Origin of the sequence: Streptomyces sp. V4I2, assembly GCF_030817655.1 — a bacterium.
GTDB classification, from domain to species: Bacteria; Actinomycetota; Actinomycetes; order Streptomycetales; family Streptomycetaceae; genus Streptomyces; species Streptomyces plumbiresistens.
Genome location: NZ_JAUSZM010000003.1, coordinates 4,312,500 through 4,329,097, shown reverse-complemented (window position 1 = coordinate 4,329,097; position 16,598 = coordinate 4,312,500). Strand labels below are relative to the sequence as shown.

14 protein-coding genes and 2 tRNA genes are annotated in these 16,598 nt (G+C 69.6%); 6 read left to right on the top strand and 10 right to left on the bottom strand.

From position 1 onward, the window contains the following. Positions 1 to 29: 29 nt before the first annotated feature. The 3 genes from QFZ76_RS20395 to QFZ76_RS20385 form a co-directional block, all read right to left on the bottom strand. Positions 30 to 1,967: a kelch motif-containing protein gene (locus QFZ76_RS20395; RefSeq protein ID WP_307675088.1), complete on the bottom strand. Its 1,938-nt coding sequence runs from the start codon at positions 1,965 to 1,967 to the stop codon at positions 30 to 32. Beyond that, complete coding sequence (locus QFZ76_RS20390) at positions 1,964 to 3,979, bottom strand: glycosyltransferase family 2 protein (protein ID WP_307675087.1); 2,016 nt, start codon at positions 3,977 to 3,979, stop codon at positions 1,964 to 1,966. The genes QFZ76_RS20395 and QFZ76_RS20390 overlap by 4 nt, the downstream gene beginning before the upstream one ends. Before the next feature lie 440 nt (positions 3,980 to 4,419). Then, a tRNA-Lys gene (locus QFZ76_RS20385) sits at positions 4,420 to 4,493 on the bottom strand. A gap of 188 nt (positions 4,494 to 4,681) precedes the next feature. Between QFZ76_RS20385 and QFZ76_RS20380 the strand changes: the two genes are divergently transcribed. The 5 genes from QFZ76_RS20380 (at position 4,682) to QFZ76_RS20360 (ending at position 10,290) form a co-directional block, all read left to right on the top strand. Then, positions 4,682 to 6,070 (top strand): peptidoglycan-binding protein, encoded by a 1,389-nt coding sequence (locus QFZ76_RS20380; RefSeq protein ID WP_307675086.1) that lies wholly within the window; start codon positions 4,682 to 4,684, stop codon positions 6,068 to 6,070. A 69-nt stretch (positions 6,071 to 6,139) separates the two neighbouring features. Then, a complete protein-coding gene (locus QFZ76_RS20375; protein ID WP_307675085.1) occupies positions 6,140 to 7,327 on the top strand; it encodes an SPFH domain-containing protein in 1,188 nt (395 codons plus the stop codon). A 118-nt stretch (positions 7,328 to 7,445) separates the two neighbouring features. After that, a complete protein-coding gene (locus tag QFZ76_RS20370) occupies positions 7,446 to 8,051 on the top strand; it encodes a lytic polysaccharide monooxygenase (RefSeq protein WP_307675084.1) in 606 nt (201 codons plus the stop codon). Positions 8,052 to 8,169: 118 nt separating this feature from the next. Then, entirely contained in the window at positions 8,170 to 8,631 is a 462-nt protein-coding gene (locus QFZ76_RS20365; protein WP_307675083.1) for a DUF3592 domain-containing protein, read from the top strand. 39 nt (positions 8,632 to 8,670) lie between these two features. Next, on the top strand, positions 8,671 to 10,290 hold the full coding sequence (locus tag QFZ76_RS20360; RefSeq protein ID WP_307675082.1) for an AMP-binding protein: 1,620 nt from the start codon (positions 8,671 to 8,673) through the stop codon (positions 10,288 to 10,290). 107 nt (positions 10,291 to 10,397) lie between these two features. On the opposite strand, the gene QFZ76_RS20355 is transcribed toward QFZ76_RS20360, so the two are convergent. The 6 genes from QFZ76_RS20355 to ehuB all read right to left on the bottom strand — a co-directional run bounded on the left by QFZ76_RS20355 (position 10,398) and on the right by ehuB (position 14,593). After that, positions 10,398 to 10,471 (bottom strand) — tRNA-Lys (locus tag QFZ76_RS20355). Between the two features lie 87 nt (positions 10,472 to 10,558). Then, entirely contained in the window at positions 10,559 to 11,317 is a 759-nt protein-coding gene (locus QFZ76_RS20350) for an IclR family transcriptional regulator (protein WP_307675081.1), read from the bottom strand. A gap of 214 nt (positions 11,318 to 11,531) precedes the next feature. After that, entirely contained in the window at positions 11,532 to 12,308 is a 777-nt protein-coding gene (ehuA, locus tag QFZ76_RS20345; protein ID WP_307675080.1) for an ectoine/hydroxyectoine ABC transporter ATP-binding protein EhuA, read from the bottom strand. A 10-nt stretch (positions 12,309 to 12,318) separates the two neighbouring features. Further along, entirely contained in the window at positions 12,319 to 12,969 is a 651-nt protein-coding gene (gene ehuD / locus QFZ76_RS20340; RefSeq protein ID WP_307675079.1) for an ectoine/hydroxyectoine ABC transporter permease subunit EhuD, read from the bottom strand. Beyond that, on the bottom strand, positions 12,966 to 13,691 hold the full coding sequence (gene ehuC / locus QFZ76_RS20335) for an ectoine/hydroxyectoine ABC transporter permease subunit EhuC (protein ID WP_307675078.1): 726 nt from the start codon (positions 13,689 to 13,691) through the stop codon (positions 12,966 to 12,968). The genes ehuD and ehuC overlap by 4 nt, the downstream gene beginning before the upstream one ends. Beyond that, positions 13,688 to 14,593, bottom strand: coding sequence for an ectoine/hydroxyectoine ABC transporter substrate-binding protein EhuB (ehuB, locus tag QFZ76_RS20330; protein ID WP_307675077.1), 906 nt, complete (start codon positions 14,591 to 14,593; stop codon positions 13,688 to 13,690). Before ehuB ends, ehuC begins: the two co-directional genes overlap by 4 nt. A 97-nt stretch (positions 14,594 to 14,690) precedes the next feature. Between ehuB and QFZ76_RS20325 the strand changes: the two genes are divergently transcribed. Continuing rightward, the gene (locus QFZ76_RS20325; protein ID WP_266439141.1) at positions 14,691 to 15,185 is read left to right on the top strand and encodes a DUF3830 family protein; all 495 of its coding nucleotides are present in this window, start codon (positions 14,691 to 14,693) and stop codon (positions 15,183 to 15,185) included. Here QFZ76_RS20325 and QFZ76_RS20320 read toward each other — a convergent pair. Then, positions 15,166 to 16,590, bottom strand: coding sequence for an amidase (locus QFZ76_RS20320; protein ID WP_307675076.1), 1,425 nt, complete (start codon positions 16,588 to 16,590; stop codon positions 15,166 to 15,168). The two genes, QFZ76_RS20325 and QFZ76_RS20320, sit on opposite strands and share 20 nt — an antisense overlap. Between the last annotated feature and the right edge of the window lie 8 nt (positions 16,591 to 16,598).

Below are 16,598 nucleotides of genomic sequence, written 5' to 3'. Positions count from 1 at the left end.
CCCGGAGGGCGCCCCCACTTTCGTACGTCCTAGGGAACCCTGACCCACTGGGCCTTGCTGGGCGTCCCCTGGTCGTCGTTCACGAACACCATGTACCACCCCGACTGAACAAGGTTCTTGTTCTTCGGCACCGTCACGGTGATCTTGTCGCCCGACGCCTTGAAGTCCAGCGCGATCGACCGCTGGTCGACGTCCGTCACGTGCGTCGCGGCACTGGGCCGGATCAGCCGCACCGACTTGACCGACGACGCGTGCTGCGAGGTGAACGTCCCCGACTCCCCGCGCTCGATGGTCTGCGGCCCGCCCGAGAGCGACGGCCGCGAGCCCTGGTAGAGATACGGCGGCGTGTAGATCTCGATCCGCTGCTCGAACACCCCGGGCTTCGTGTTCGCCTTGTCCGCGTACAACGAGTCCGACCCGAAGAACATCACCCGCCCGTCCGGCAGCAGCAGCGACCCGGAGTGGTAGTTCCTGCCCACCAGCGGCTCGGCGACCTCGTCGAACGTGTTGGTGTCCGGGTGGTAGAGCCGCGCCTGGAGGATGTTGGAGTCACCGCGCCCGCGGTAGTCCTCCGAACCGCCCGACACCAGCACGGTGTCGTCGGGCAGCACCGAGGCCTGCGGATAACGGGTGCCCTTCTCGAGCGTCGGCCCGTCCTCGAACTTCGGACTGTCCGCCTTCAGGTCGACGATCCGGGTCCTGTTGCTGGACAGCTTGGACTCGCCGACCCCGCCACCGCCGATCACCATGTACTTCTCGTCCTGCGCCGGCGGCAGCAGCACGGTCCCCGCCGTCTCCAGCAGCTTCGGATCGCTGAGCCCGGGGATCTTGGTGAACTTGTTGGTGTCCACGTCCCAGACGCCCGGGTCGCGGCCCACGTCGTCCGGTCCGTAGCCCGCATTCGCACCCGAGTAGAAGACCTTGCCGTTCTGCATCAGGAACAGCGCCGGGTACGTCGGGAACTGCATGGTCTTCGGCAGGTACTTCCACTTCCTGGTCTCCGGGTCGAAGACCTCGTTCTTGCCGGGGACCAGCTGCCCGATGTCGTCCAGGCCCGAGACGCTGAGGATCTTCCCGTCGCTCAGGGTGGTGAGCGTCGGGTACCAGCGGGCCTCCTTCATCGGGTCGACCTTGATGTACTTCTCGGCGATCGGGTCGAACTCGAAGGCGTCCCGGATGCCCTGGAAGTCCTTCTTGTCGAGGGCGAGCTTCTGCGCGATGCCGTACGTGTTCTTGGCGTCGGCGCCGGACAGACCCTGGACGGTGTAGTTGTCCTGCGTGCCGGTCTCGTACTTGGCGCCGCTCTTCTGCGCCTCGACGTAGATACGGCCCAGGCCCGGGGTGTTGCCGAGGAACTTGCCGGTCTCCTTGTCGAACTTCTTCGTCGCCCGCTCGACGACGACGGGGTCCTTCGACACGAAGGTCCTGCCGTTCTCCTTGCCCACGAACTTGGTGCCCGCGGGCAGGGTGATCGGCTTGTCCGGGTTCTCGTTGTGGACGATCATCAGGCCGCCGGCCTTGGTGACGTCACCCTTGAGCTTCTCGTACCGCTTGGTGCCGCCCGCGATCAGCAGGTTGCCGTTGGCGAGCTGGGTGTGGCCGGTGCAGAACAGGTCCTTGGGCGTCGGGACCTTCTTGATGGTGCCCTTGACCGGGTCCCAGATCCGGGTGTCGAACTTCTTGTCGTCGAAGTTCTGCTGGTTGTTGCCCGACCCCGCGACGAGCAGGACCTTGCCGGTGCGCAGCAGCGCCGCGTGGATGGTGTTCTGGCGGTACTCCTCCGGGAAGTCGATGACGTCCCACTTGCCGTTCTCGGCTTTGTATTCGGGTTTGTTGATCTGGTACTGGTGGTATTTCTCGGTGCCGAAGCGGTAGAGCCACGGCCCGTTCATCCCGGCCAGCGCGAGCACCACCGCTGTGCCTATCGCGAGTCGACGGACACGGCGGCGGCCGGCCTGGTCCTTCATTCCTTACGTCCCCCAAGTCCACCAAGGGCGATCTGCATGGTCTGGTCTTCCGTCCCGTTCGACGCGGCCCAGCTCGGCTTGTGCTGCGGGGCGTGCTGGGCCGCCGTGCGCTGCGTGGGCAGCGGCTGCGGCTCGTAGGGCCCCGCTGCGGGAGCTGCTGTAGCCGCGGGCTGGGGGGCGGCGACGGGAGCCTCGTCCTGCGGCCCCTGCTCGGGCACGTCGGGCCGCTTCTTCGCCTGCCGCAGCATGTGGCGCCAGGCGAAGATCGGCGTCGCGGTGATCAGCGTGGCGAACATCGCCCAGATGATCATCGCGGGGTGCGAGTGCCCGAAGACGAATCCGGCGGTGATCGAGCCGGTGAAGAGCACGATGAAGTACCAGTGGTACCGGAAGGTCCCGAACCACCGGTCCGGGCTCGCCGAGTCGCCCTTGGGGGTGACCACGAACTTGCTCTTGCGCCGCAGGACGGAGTCGATCAGCGCCTTGGCGTAGAGCGGCGCGGACAGCGCGGACATCACCATGCCGGCGACACCGCCGGAGCCCTCCGGCTCGTGCGGGGAGACGTTGTGCCGGCGGTTCCAGATGTAGAGGCCGATCTGCAGCGCGGAGGCGTTGCCGTAGAGCATCAGCCACACGGTCGGGTCGATGTTCACACCCGAGGCGCCCAGGCCCAGGAACAGCGCGCAACTCAGTGCGGCGAGAATCCAGTTGAGGGCGGACATCGGGTAGAAGATGATCATCATCGTGTAGTTGAAGAGCTTGCTCGGCGGCAGCGAGTACCAGCCCTTCCAGTACTGCTTGAGGATCGTCTCGTACGTCCCTCGTGACCAGCGCATCTGCTGGGTGAAGAAGTCCGTCCAGGCACTGGGTCCCTCACCGACCGCGAGCACGTCCGGGGTGTAGACCGAGCGCCACTTCTTGCCCGTCGCCGGGTTCTTGTGGCGGTGGATCTCGAAGCCGGTGGCCATGTCCTCGGTGATCGAGTCGTACAGACCGCCGATCTGCTTGAGCGCCTTGATGCGCACGGCGTTCGAGGTGCCCACGAACATCGGCGAGCCGTAGCGGTTGCCGGCGCGCTGGATCAGCGCGTGGAAGAGGAACTGCTGCGACTCGGCGGCCTTGGTGATGAAGTTGTCGTAGTTGCCGTAGACCTGCGGGCCGATGACGAAGCCGATGTTCGGGTCGCGGAAGAAGCCGAGCATCCGCTCCAGGTAGTTCGGCAGCGGCACGTGGTCGGTGTCCACGGAGGCGAAGAAGTCGTAGTTGTCGCCGTGCGCGTCCAGCCAGGCGTTGTAGTTGCCGTGCTTGGTCTTGGCGCGGTGCGGGCCCTTGGCCTGGTTCCACTTCGCGACGCCCTTGCGGGAGAAGTGGTGTACGCCGAGGCGCTCGCAGACCTCCTTGACCGCCGGATCGTCGCCCTCGTCGAGGAGCCAGACATGCATGAGGCCGCGGTGCCTGATCCGCACCGCGGCTTCCAGGGTCTTCGTCACCATCTCCAGCGGCTCCTTGCCGGGCACGAAGGAGGTGAGGAAGGCGACTCTGGTGCCGGTCTCGGGCACCACCGGGATCGGGTCGCGGGCGACCAGGGTGGCGTGCGCGTTCGACAGCACGTTCATGCAGCGGAAGAACTCGATCAGACCGATCGAGACGAGCATCACGATGTCGAGCGCGGGCAGCCAGGAGAAGGCCGCGTAGTCGCGCTCGGTCCAGTGCTCGGGCTGGAGCAGCCAGGCCAGCAGGACCAGCGAGAGCAGCGGCGCGGCGGCGAGCATCAGCGCGACCCTGATGCGGTGCGGCTCCTGGGAGATCAACGAGCGGTACTGCACCCTGTACGGCTTGCCCGGATCGGGCTGCGTGAGGGGACCGGCCAGTCTGCTGTAGTGCTCGTAGTCGTACTTCGGAAGTGTCTTCTTGATCCGGCGGAACGTACCGGTCCGATGCGAAGGCACCCTGAGCTGGGTGGTTCGGGACGGGTCGGAGTCCTGCCGGGCGCCCGTCGGCGTCGACGTCATGAGTCATCCCCCCACACGCGGGAGCGCCGCGTGTTTCGTCGTTTCCTTACGTCTGCTCAGGTCCCCCTCGACCTTCACATTCGTATCAGCGGTGGGTCGCAGTCACCACATGCTCCACATTTACAAGACACGGAACCACGACCTTCCGGTTGCATGATGCCCCCCTCGGCATCCGGTCACGAACGGGGCCCCTCTCCCCGATCAACCGGGCAACCGGTTCCTTCCCCCCCAACTGCCGCGAATCCGCAGCATCTTGAAAACCAGGGTTCTACGGTGTTCATCATGATCGCAAGATGCGAAACGCGGTGTTTACCGGTCATACGCGTTCATTGTGGCGCCTGTGGGGACCTTGTGGAGTCATTGTGGACGGCAGAGTGAGTGAAGACCCCCGCCGGAAGCGCGACAGGCCCCCCGCCTGAGCAGGGGGCCTGTCGTGTCTGTGCGCCGCCAGGGACTCGAACCCCGGACCCGCTGATTAAGAGTCAGCTGCTCTAACCAACTGAGCTAGCGGCGCCCGCTGACCTGCACGAGCTTACCGGATGGCGGAGGGTGCTCCGGACCGCCGACGGGGGCGGGAGGGCGGCCCGGAGCGGGCCGCCGTACATCATTCGGACCGTCAGCATGCGCGTCGGGAAGACAGTTGAGAAACTGGCAAACGTGTACAGGTGCGGACATTTCCATCTGGAGTGTGAGGGGAATCGCATGACGACTCCGGTCTTCGAGGAATTCGATCCCGCGAGCGACTGCGACTGCCCCGGATGCGTTCACTGGCGACGGGTCCTGCCGTCTTCCCCGTCGTCCCCGACCGGCCGTCACCCCGCCGCCCACCGGGCGGTGATCCTCGCGGCGGCGGCCTCCACGGCGCTTGTTTCCGGCCATGCGGCACCGGCCCTCGCCGCCCCCCACGCGCCCGCCCGTCCGGGCGTTCCCGCAGGTGACGAGCCTGATACCCCGCAGGGCGGCAAGGCCCCGCTGCACGGCCCGGGCGGGCGGCCGGCGCCGGTGAAGACGCCCACGACCACCCGCGCGGACATCATCAAACGGGCCAAGCGGTGGGTCGCCGCGAAGGTGCCGTACAGCATGAGCGGGTACTGGGGCGACGGGTACCGGCAGGACTGCTCGGGCTTCGTGTCGATGGCCTGGAATCTCCCCGGGAACGAGTGGACGGGCAGCCTCGGCCAGTACGGGGTGCGGATCGCCAAGGACGATCTGCGGCCCGGCGACATCCTCCTCTTCCACAATCCGGCGGACCCCGAGAAGGGCTCGCACGTCGTGATCTTCGGCGGCTGGACGGACTACACGCACACCTACTACATCGCCTACGAGGCGACCCGCCCGTACGCCCGCAAACAGTCCACCCCGTACGCCTACTGGAGCCACTCCGACCGGTACGTCGCCTACCGCTACAAGGGGCTCGCGGGCAGTACGGCGGGGTCGAAGCCGGATCCCGCGAAGCCCGACCCCGTGAAACCGGATCCCGCGAAGCCGGACCCCGTGAAACCGGATCCCGGCAAGCCGGACACCGCGAAACCGGCCGCCCCGGTGAACGCGCCGTTCCCGGGAGCGGCGTACTTCGGGCCGGGCGCGAACAACAAGTACGTCACCCAGCTCGGACGCATGCTCGTCGAGCGCGGCGCCGGGCGCTACTACACCTCCGGTCCGGGACCGCGCTGGTCGGACGCGGACCGCAGGGCGACCCAGGCCTTCCAGCAGGCCCAGGGCTGGCGGGGCGGGGACGCCGACGGGCTGCCGGGGCCGCGGACCTGGCAGCTGCTGGTGACGGGGCAGGGCAGGGACGTCACGGCCGGGGCGGCCGGACCTTCCGTGCCTGCCGGGCCCACCTCCCACGGGGTGCCCGGCTATCCGGGGCGGGCGATGTTCCGGCCCGGGGCGACCAACCAGTACGTCACCCAGCTCGGGAAGCAGCTGGTGAAGAAAGGGTTCGGCACGTACTACACGACCGGCCCGGGACCGCGCTGGGGCGAGGCGGACCGGCGGGGCGTCGAGGCCTTCCAGCGCGCCCAGGGCTGGCGGGGCGGCGCGGCGGACGGCCACCCGGGTCCGGAGACCTGGCGGCGGCTCTTCTCGTAAACCCACGCACCGGCATGGGGCAACCCACGTACTGGCACGGCGTATCTGGCGCGGAGGCTGGAGGCACGCATGAGCACGACCACTTCACACACACCCGAGCACGTCCCCGAACACACTCCCGAGCACATCCCGGAGCACGTCCCCGAGCACATCCCGGAGCGTGTCGCCGAGTCCGAGGGGCCTTCCCGTCCCGCCCGGCTCATCCAGAACGAGGCGACCACCGAGATCCCCGTCCATCTGCTGTTCCGCGACGAGCCTGATCCGGTGTCGGTGCCGCTGAAGCCGGCCGTCGTGGGGCGGCGGCAGGGTACGGGGGAGCAGCCCCGCTTCAGGCGGCCGGTGCCGTCGAAGCCCCGGCCCGCGCCCGAGGTCGACCCCGCGCTGAGGGAGCGGCCCGCGCGGGTGCTGCCGGGCGCGGCGGGCGTGTTCGCCGGTGTCTGCGGGGCGGCTGGCTGTGTGGTCACGTCGTGGTGGGCGGGCGCGCTGGCGCCGCTCGCGGTGCAGGCGCTCGGGCTGCCGTCGTACGCCGGGGCGGGCCTCGGCCCGGCGCAGTGGGCGGCGTACGCGGGTGCGGGCGCCCTTGGGCTGTTCGGCTTCGGCGGGCTGGCCCGGGGGCGGACCGGGCGGGCCTGGGTGCTCGGTCTGTTCGGCCGCTACCGGGGCACGGTCCGGCGCACCGGACTGCTGTGGGTCAACCCGCTGCTGCTGCGCCGCCGGGTGGACGTACGGCTGCGGCACTGGCGCAGCGAGCCGATGCCGGCGGCCGACGCGAGCGGGGTCGCGCTCAGGGCGGTGGTGCTGGTGGTGTGGCGGGTGCGGGACACCGCGCGGGCCACGCTGGGCGTCGAGGACCACGAGACGTATCTGCGTGAGTGCGTGGAGGCGGGGCTCGCCCGGGTGCCGGTGGAGATGCCCGGGTCCGGCCGGGGGTCCGCCGACACCGCCGGGGACGCGCTGACCCGGATGGTCGCGGCGGACGCGGCGCCGGTCGGGGTCGAGGTGTTCTCGGTGCAGCCGGTGCGGCTGGAGTACGCGCCCGAGGTCGCGTCCGCGATGCACCGACGCCGGATCGCGGCGCTGGACGCCCAGCACCGGGCGACCGTGCTCACCTCGGTGGTCGACTCGGTGGAGGACACGGTGACGCGGCTGACCATGCGGGGGCTGGTGGAGCTGGACGACTACGAACGCAAGGCGCTGGTGAAGGACTTGACGGTGGCGTTCTGTGCGGGCCGGGCCGAGGCGGGCTCCGTGAATTGACCCAAGGGTCCTCGCGATTGGTATGGACATGTTCAAGGGGCGGCAATAATCTGGGACTTGGTCTAGACCTACCTGCACAGCTCACTGAAACTCCCCCACGTTCACCAGGAGCGGCAGCATGCGCAAAAAGACCAAGTGGTACGCCGCCGCGCTCGGCCTCACGACGACCGGAGCCCTCGTGCTCTCGTCCGGCGGCGCGAGCGGCCACGGCTACACCGACCTCCCCATCAGCCGTCAGAAGCTCTGCCAGAACGGCACCGTGACCAACTGCGGCAACATCCAGTGGGAGCCGCAGAGCGTCGAGGGTCCCAAGGGCTTCCCCGCGTCCGGACCGGCCGACGGCCGCATCTGTTCCGGGGGCAACACGCCCTTCGCCCAGCTCGACAGCCCGAAGACCCCGTCGGGCGGCGCCTGGCCCACGACGAGGGTGTCGGGCGGTCAGAGCTACACGTTCCGCTGGCAGTTCACGGCCATGCACGCCACGACCGACTTCAAGTACTACGTCACCAAGCCGGGCTGGAACCAGAACCACAACCTGGCCCGCTCGGACCTCAACCTCACCCCGTTCCTGACCGTCCCCTACAACGGCCAGCGACCCCCGTCCACGCTCTCCCACAGCGGCACCCTGCCGTCCGGCCTGAGCGGCCGGCACGTCGTCGTCGCGGTGTGGACGATCGCGGACACGGCGAACGCGTTCTACGCCTGCTCGGACGTCACGTTCTGAGTGCCGCCCGCGGGGGCTGCCGGAAGCTTGAGCACTGCTTGAGACAGTCCGGCGCCCCCCGCGGGTAGGTTCCCCACACGCCGTCGAACGTGACGGCGTACGAACATCGGGGGACACCATGGAAGCCTTCTTCTACGTCGTGCCGCTGCTCATGATCGGGATCCTGGGATTCGCCGCGTTCACGGTGGTCCGTCGCGCCCGTGAGGTCAGCAGCGCCTGGAACAGCGGCCTGACGGCCGAGGCGCGCTGTCTGCGGGTGTACACGACGACCAGCGGCGGCGGCGACTCGTCCGTGCGCACGACCCTGCACCACGTCTACGAGTTCGCCACGCGCGAGGGCCGCGTCGTCCGGTTCGACGAGACGGGCGGCCGGGGGACGACCATCGAGGGCGACCTCGTCACCGTGCACTACGCGGCGGACCGCCCGGAGCGGGCCACGGCCAAGGCGCCGGCGCCCGGGAAGCTGGCGGCGGGCACGGGCTGCCTGCTGGCGTTCTTCGGGACGATGGCCCTGTTCTGCCTCGGCTTCATGGTCGTGGCCCACGAGATCTTCGACGTGGCGGACGGATTCATGCCCTAGCCTCCACATCTGACGGTACGTCAACTACCGTGCGCGCCCATGGAGTCCAGTCGGCGGAGCACGGTCGCGGAACTCGTGGCGGCACGGTGGGGCGACCACAGGCCCGGGCTGTGGTGCGGGGAGCGGACGCTCACGCACCACGAGGTGGCGGCGGGCGCGGCGGCCCGCGCGGCGCTGCTGGCCGACCTCCTGCCGCCCGAGGCGCACATCGGGGTCCTGCTCGACAACACCCCCGAGTACCCCCTGTGGTTGAGCGCCGTGGCCCTCGCCCGGGTCGCCGTCGCCGGCGTCAACCCCACCCGCCGCGGGCCCGAACTCGCCCGCGACATCCTGCACACCGAGTGCCGCATCCTGGTCACCGAGCGCGCCCACCTGCCGCTCCTCACCGGCCTGCGGCTGCCCGGAGTACGCCTCCTGGTGACCGACTCACAGGAGTACGAGGACCTGCTCGCCCCCTACGCGGACGCGCGGCCGGACCCCTCCCGGGCCACCCCGGCCGACCGCCTCCTCCTGTACTTCACCTCCGGCTCGACCGGCGCCCCGAAGGCCGCGCTCTGCTCCCAGGGCCGCCTGGCCGCCGCCGGGCGCTCCCTGGCGGACCAGTTCGCCGTCCGCCCGGACGACGTGCACTACGTCTGCATGCCGATGTTCCACGGCAACGCGGTGATCGCCGACTGGGCCCCCGCCCTCGCGGCCGGCGCGGGCGTGGCGCTGCGCCGGCGGTTCTCGGCGTCCGGCTTCCTGGCGGACGTACGGCGCCACCGGGCGACGTACTTCACCTACGTGGGCCGGGCGATCCAGTATCTCCTCGCCACCGAGCCGCGCCCCGACGACCGGGACAACCCGCTGCGACTGGGCTTCGGCACGGAGGCGGGGGCGGTGGACGCGGCGGCCTTCGAGCGTCGGTTCGGGGTGCGGCTGGTGGAGGGCTACGGGTCGTCGGAGGGCGGCGCGGCGATCCAGTGGGGGCCGGGCACGCCGGCCGGCGCGGTGGGCCCGGCGGCACCCGGACTCGTGGTGCTCGACCCGGACACGCGCGAGGAGTGCCCGCCGGCGGTCTTCGACGCGGCCGGGCGGCTGCTGAACGGAGAGGAGGCCATCGGGGAGCTGGTGAACCGCGGCCCCAGCCCCTTCGAGGGCTACTGGCGCAACCCGGACGCGGACGCGGCACGGCTGCGGGACGACGGCTGGTACTGGACCGGCGACCTCTTCTACCGCGACGCCGACGGCTTCCTCTACTTCGCCGGCCGCACCGACGACCGGCTGCGCGTCGACAGCGAGAACCTGGCCGCCGCGATGATCGAGAACATCCTCGCCCGCTACGAGGGCGCGGTCGCCGTCGCCGTCTACGCCGTACCGGACCCGGTGACCGGGGACCAGGTGATGGCGGCGATCGCCGGGGATTTCGACCCGCGGTCCTTCGCCGAGTTCCTGCTCGCCCAGCCCGACCTGGGGACGAAGATGGCGCCCCGGTTCGTGCGCGTGCTGGAGCGGATGCCGGTCACCGCGACGAACAAGATCCACCGGGCGCGGCTCAGGAAGGAGGGGGTCCGGTGTGCCGATCCGGTGTGGTGGCGGCCGCCCGGTGAGCAGGCGTACCGGAGGCTGACCTCGGCAGACGCCGAAGGGCCCCTCGTTTCCACGAGAGGCCCTGCTTGAGGGGGTGTGGGTGGCGGCGCCCCCGCAACGCGCGGCGTAGCCGCGCAGAAGCGACGAGGGCGAGGCCGGTTCGCGCTTTCTGCGAACACGCCTCGCCCTCGACATCGTGCGCCGCCAGGGACTCGAACCCCGGACCCGCTGATTAAGAGTCAGCTGCTCTAACCAACTGAGCTAGCGGCGCGTGACTCCCGCCGACCGCTCTTCGCGGCCGACGACACAGAAAATACTACCTGGTCCGCGGGGGTGCTTCCGACCAATGGTCGGCGGTCTAGATCGCCAGGGACAGCAGTACCGGAGCGGCTCCCCGGTTCAGTTTGTCCGCGGCCTGGCGGAGCCGGTGGGCGTGCTCGACCGGCAGGGACAGGGCGAGGCAGCCGACCGAGGAGCCGGCCGTGATCGGGACGGCCGCGCAGACCGTGCCGACGGCGTACTCCTGGAGGTCGAGGTGGGGCACCGTGGGCGGCTGGGTCTCCAGGCGGGAGAGCAGCAGCTTGTCGCTGGTGATGGTGCGCGAGGTGAGGCGGGCCATCTTGTGGCGGGAGAGGTGGTCCCGGCGGCCGTTGTGGTCGAGCTGGCCGAGCAGGCTCTTGCCGAGCGCGGTGGCGTGGGCGGAGTAGCGGAAGTCGACCCACTCGTTGACCGAGGGGGTGGCGGGGCCGTCGGCGTACTGGGCGATGGTGACCTCGCCGTCCACGTACCGGCTGATGTAGACGGCGGCGCCGATCGAGTCGCGCAGCCGGTCGAGGGTGCCCTGAAGCCTCTCGCGCAGGGCCTGTTCGCGTTCGTGGGCGGAGCCGAGGCGCCTCAGGGCGGCCCCGGTGACGTACGCCCCGTCGGCGACCTGTTCGACGTAGCCCTCGCGGCGCAGCATCCTGAGGAGCGTGGTCAGTCGCTCCGGGTTGAGGCCGGTCAGGCGGGCGAGACGGGTGTCGGTGACTCCGGTGGTGTGTCGCGCCACGGTCTCCAGGACGCGCAGGGCGTCCTGGGCCGAGTGGTACGGCGCGGTCGGCTCGTGCATCAGCGCCACGGTGTTCCCCCTGCGCTCACTCTTACAACTGGGCCGTAATCCGGACAGCGAAGCCCTTCCACGATAACGGGCAAGAGGCTTGTAGTGAGCGGTTGTTGACGAGATTAGGTAGGTATCGCAGCCCTCTCAGCAGGGGGACTGGCACTCTGGCATATGCCAAAGTCATGACCCGTCCCCCGGACCTCGGTTGTTGAACCACGTTCACCTCTTGTAGTCACAGGACCGCGCTGAGAAATTCTCGCGTCCGGTCGTGCTCCGGCTCGCTGAAGATCTTCTCCGGCGCTCCCGACTCGATGACCCGGCCGGAGTCGAACATCAGGACCTGGTCGGAGATGTCCCGGGCGAAGTTCATCTCGTGGGTCACACAGAGCATCGTGATGTCGGTGGTGCGGGCGATGTTCCGCAGCACGTCCAGAACGCCCGCGACCAGCTCCGGGTCCAGCGCGGAGGTCACCTCGTCGAGCAGCAGCACCTGCGGCCGCATCGCCAGCGCCCGGGCGATCGCCACCCGCTGCTGCTGGCCGCCGGACAGCTGGCTCGGGCGGGCGTCGGCCTTGTCGGCGAGGCCCACCAGGTCGAGCAGGTCGCGGGCGCGCTCCTCCGCCTCGCCCTTGGACATCCCGAGGACGGTGACGGGCGCCTCGGTGATGTTCCGCAGAGCCGTCATGTTCGGGAACAGGTTGAACTGCTGGAACACCATCCCGATCTTCTTGCGGACCTCGCGGACCTGCTTCTCGGGCGCCGGGAAGAGCTGCTGCCCGTCGACGGTGATCGTGCCCTCGTCGGGCTTCGTCAGCGTCATCAGCAGCCGCAGGATCGTGGTCTTGCCGGAGCCGGACGGGCCGATCAGGGTTACGTGCTTGCCCGCGTTGACGGAGAAGTCGAGGTGATCGAGGACCGTGTTGTCCCCGAACCGCTTGGTGACCTGCTCCAGGCGGATCAGCTCGCTGCCGTCCACCGGCGGGTTCGCGTTGGCGTCGGGCTCTTTCATCAGGGGGGCGTCAGTGGACAAGACGTCGCTCCAGTGCTCGCAGGAGAAGGGAGGCCAGATAGGAAATGAGGATGAAGGCCACGCCGATCACGGTCAGGGGCTCGGTGAACTGGAAGTGCTCCTGGGAGTACAGCCGCGCCTGCCCGAGCATCTCCAACACGGTGATCGCCATCAGCATCGGCGTGTCCTTGAGCATCGCGATGACGTAGTTGCCGAGCGCCGGCACCACCCGGCGGATCGCCTGCGGCAGGATCACCACCCGCCAGGTCCGGGCCACCGGCAGGTTCAGCGCCGTGGCCGCCTCCCACTGGCCGGGCGGCACGGCCTCGATGCCGGCGCGGTAGACCTGCATCGTGTACGTCGAATAGTGCAGCCCGATGCCGATCACGCCGGTGGCCAGCGCCGACAGGGTCACGCCCCACTCCGGTAGCACATAGAAGAGGAAGAACAGCTGGACCAGCAGCGGGGTGTTGCGCACGAACTCCGTGACCACACCGACCGGCCAGCGCACCCAGCGCGAGGGCGTGCGCATCAGCAGCGCCCACACCAGTCCGAGCGCGAACGAGATCAACGAGCCGAGGGCCAGCGCCTGCAGGGTGACCAGCAGACCGTCCCAGAAGTGCGGCATGAAGTCGCTCACCGCGTCCCAGTCCCACTTCATGAGGCACCTCCGGCCGCGCCGACCCCGGTCGTCTCGGCGCGCTTCAGCTCATGCGCGGACACCTCGCGCTGCGGCGTCTTGCCGACGCCCGCCTTCAACTTCTTCTCCAGCCCACGCATCACACGGGTGAGCAGGAAGGCGATCACGAAATAGATCACCAGCAGATACGAGTAGATCTCCGCGCTCTCCTGCAAGGCGAGGCGCACCAGATTGCCGCTGAAGGCCAGGTCACCCATGCCCATCACCGACACCAGGGCGGTGCCCTTGAGCAGTTCGATCAGCAGGTTGGAGAACGGCGGGATCATCTCCGGCACCGCCTGCGGCAGCATGATCAGCCGCATCCGCTGCCAGGGCGTGAAGCTGAGCGCGATCCCGCCCTCCTGCTGCGCCGGGTCCACGGCCTTCAGGGCGCCGCGCACGATCTCCGAGCCGTACGCCCCGTAGGTCAGCCCCAGCGCGAGCGTGCCCGCCCACATCGGGACCAGCTGCCAGCCGAAGGCGATCGGCAGCACGAAGAACACCCAGAAGATCATGACCAGCGCGGAGGTCCCGCGGAACACCTCGGTGTAGAGGCCCGCGAGGAAGCGGACGATCCACAGCCGGTGGGTGCGGGCGACGCCGGCGACGAAGGCCGCGGCCGCGGCGAGCAGCGAGCTGAAGACGAGGAGCTGGACGGTGGTCCATATCCCCTTGAGTACGAGTTCCCACAGTCCCGAGGTCATCCGCCGCACAGCTCCTTCGCGGTGAGGTCGGTCATCTCGGCCTCCGTGAAGCCGAACGGCCGCAGGATCCGGAACAACTCCCCACTCTTCTTCAGCTTTCGCAGTTCGACGTTGAAGGCGTCCCGCAGATTGGTCTCGGTGGGCCGGAAGGCGAAGGCGCCCCCGTCCACATGCGGCTTCCCGTCGACCAGCGGCGCGAAGGCCTTGGTGGCCTCGGCCTTGCTGGACTTCTTCACCACCTCGCGGGTGGTGAGCGCGGTCCCGGCGAAGACGTCGACCCGCCCCGCCTCCACGGCGTTCAGCCCGGCCACCTGGTCCGGCACGATCAGGATGTCGCTCTCCTTGTACCCCGCGTCGACGGCGTACTGGATCTCCGCGTACCCGGTGCCGGTGGCGAACCTGGCCCTCTTCTCGACGACGTCCTTGTAGTTGTGCAGCCCCTTCGGGTTGCCCCTGCGCACGATGAACGAATCGAGCATCTGGTAGTCGGGGTCGGCGAAGATGACCTGCTCGCAGCGCTCGGGATTGACGTACATCCCGGCCGCGACGACGTCGAACTGCTGCGAGTTCAGCCCCGGAATGAGCGAGCCGAATTCGGTCGGCACGGGTTGCACCTTGTCGACCCCGAGCCGTTTGAAGATCGCCCGCGCGAGCTCCGGCGCCTCGCCGGTCAACTCACCGTTCGTGTCGATGTACCCGAAGGGGATCTCACCGGCTATCCCCAGCCGTACGACACCGGCCGCCTTCAGCCGGTCGAGGAGTTCACCGCCCTCCGTGCTCGACGCGGTGGCCACGCGTGAGCACCCGGCGGCGCCCAGCGCGCCGACCGCCGCTACCCCCGCGAGCAGCGACCGGCGCGTGGGCCCGGACGTGTGTGTGCCATGTTCCAGTGGTGGAGCCATGGCGGCGCGGCTACCCGAGAGCATGCGAGTTATGCAGGTCAGTTTCGGCCCCGATCTTCGACGAGGCGCTCTTGACCGGCGGGGGACCATGGAACGCATGGCTGACCGCTACATCGAAGTCTCGCTGGTCAAGCGCGGTATCACCGCCACGGCAAAGCTCCTCGACGACCGCGCGCCGATCACCTGCGCGGCCGTCTGGGACGCCCTGCCGCTGGCCGGCGACGTCTACCACGCGAAGTACGCACGCAACGAGATCTACGCTCTTTTCCCGCCTTTCGCCCAATCCGAGCCGCCTCTGGAAAATCCGACAGTCACGCCCATCCCCGGCGATCTGTGCTATTTCTCCTTCGCCGGAGCGGAACTGGGCACGCAGTCCTACGGCTACGACCGCGAGGTGCGCCCCGGCACGACGGTCGTCGACCTGGCCCTCTTCTACGAACGCAACAACCTGCTGCTCAACGGAGACGTGGGATGGGTGCCGGGCATCGTCTGGGGCCAGATCGTGGAGGGCCTGGACGAACTGGCCCAGGGATGCAACGACCTGTGGCGGGCCGGGGCGCTGGGGGAGTCGCTCAGCTTCCGGAGGGCGTGAGGGAGAGGGCCGTATCGGCGACCCCGGCTTCGTACAGCGCGTGCGCCGCCCGCAGTACCAGGTCGTCCCGGTGCCGGGCCGCCACCAGTTGGAGCCCGACCGGGAGTCCGTCGCCGTCCGTGCCCACCGGTACGGTCGCCGCCGGCTGCTGGGTCAGGTTGAAGGGGTAGGTGAAGGGCGTCCAGCCCGTCCAGCGGCGGTGGCCCGAGCCCTTCGGGACCTCGACGCCCGCCTCGAAGGCCGTGATCGGGAGGGTGGGGGTGACCAGCAGGTCGTAGGAGTCGTGGAAGTGGCCCATGCGGCGGCCGAGTTCCATACGGACGTCCACCGCGGCCAGGTAGTCGAGAGCGGTGAGGCGGGCGCCCTGGGCGCAGATCTCCTGGAGGCCGGGGTCGAGCAGCTCCCGCTGGTGCGGGCCGAGAGACTGGGTCACCCGGGCCGCGCCGCTGAACCACAGGGTGTGGAAGGCGTCCACCGGGTCGGTGAAGTCGGGGTCGGCCTCCGTGACGTACGCGCCGAGTTCCGCGAGGCGTTCCACCGCCCGCCGGACCGCCGCCGCGACCGCCGGCTGGACGGCGACCTGGCCGCCGAGGGAGGGGGAGTACGCCACGCGCAGGCCACGCACCCCGCCCGCGAGGCCCGCCGCGAAGGAGCCGGGCGGCGAGGCGAGGGCCGACCAGTCGCGGGAGTCCGGGGTGCCGATGACGTCGAGGAGCAGCGCCGCGTCCGCCGCGTCGCGGGTCATGGGCCCCACGTGGGCGAGGGTGCCGAAGGCGCTCGCGGGGTAGAGCGGGACACGGCCGTACGTCGGCTTCAGCGCGAAGATCCCGCAGAAGGCCGCCGGGATACGGACGCTGCCGCCGCCGTCCGTGCCCAGGGCCAGCGGTCCCGCGCCCAGCGCCACGGCCGCCGCCGCGCCGCCGCTGGAGCCGCCCGCGGTCCGGGTCGGGTCGTGCGGGTTGCGGGTGACGCCGGACTGGGGCGAGTCCGTCACGCCCTTCCAGCCGAACTCCGGGGTTGTGGTCTTGCCGAGGAAGACCGCGCCGTGCTCGCGCAGACGGGCGACGGACGGGGCGTCCTCGTCCCAACGGCCCTGCTCGGAGATGGTTTTCGAGCCTTTGAGGGTCGGTGCCCCGCGCAGCAGCAGGATGTCCTTCACCGTGACCGGCACGCCGTCCAGCAGACCGGCCGGCTCGCCGCGCCGCCACCGGTCGGCCGACGCCGCCGCCTGCGCCAGAGCCTCGTCGGCGGTGAGCCGTACGAACGCGTTCACCTCCGGCTGGATCCGCTCGGCCCGTGCCAGGGTCGCGCGGGTCACGTCGACGGGGCTGAACTCGCCCTTGCGGTAACCGTCGAGGAGTTGTACGGCAGTCAGTCCGGTGAGATCGAGGTCCTGCTCCGTCATGCGCTCTC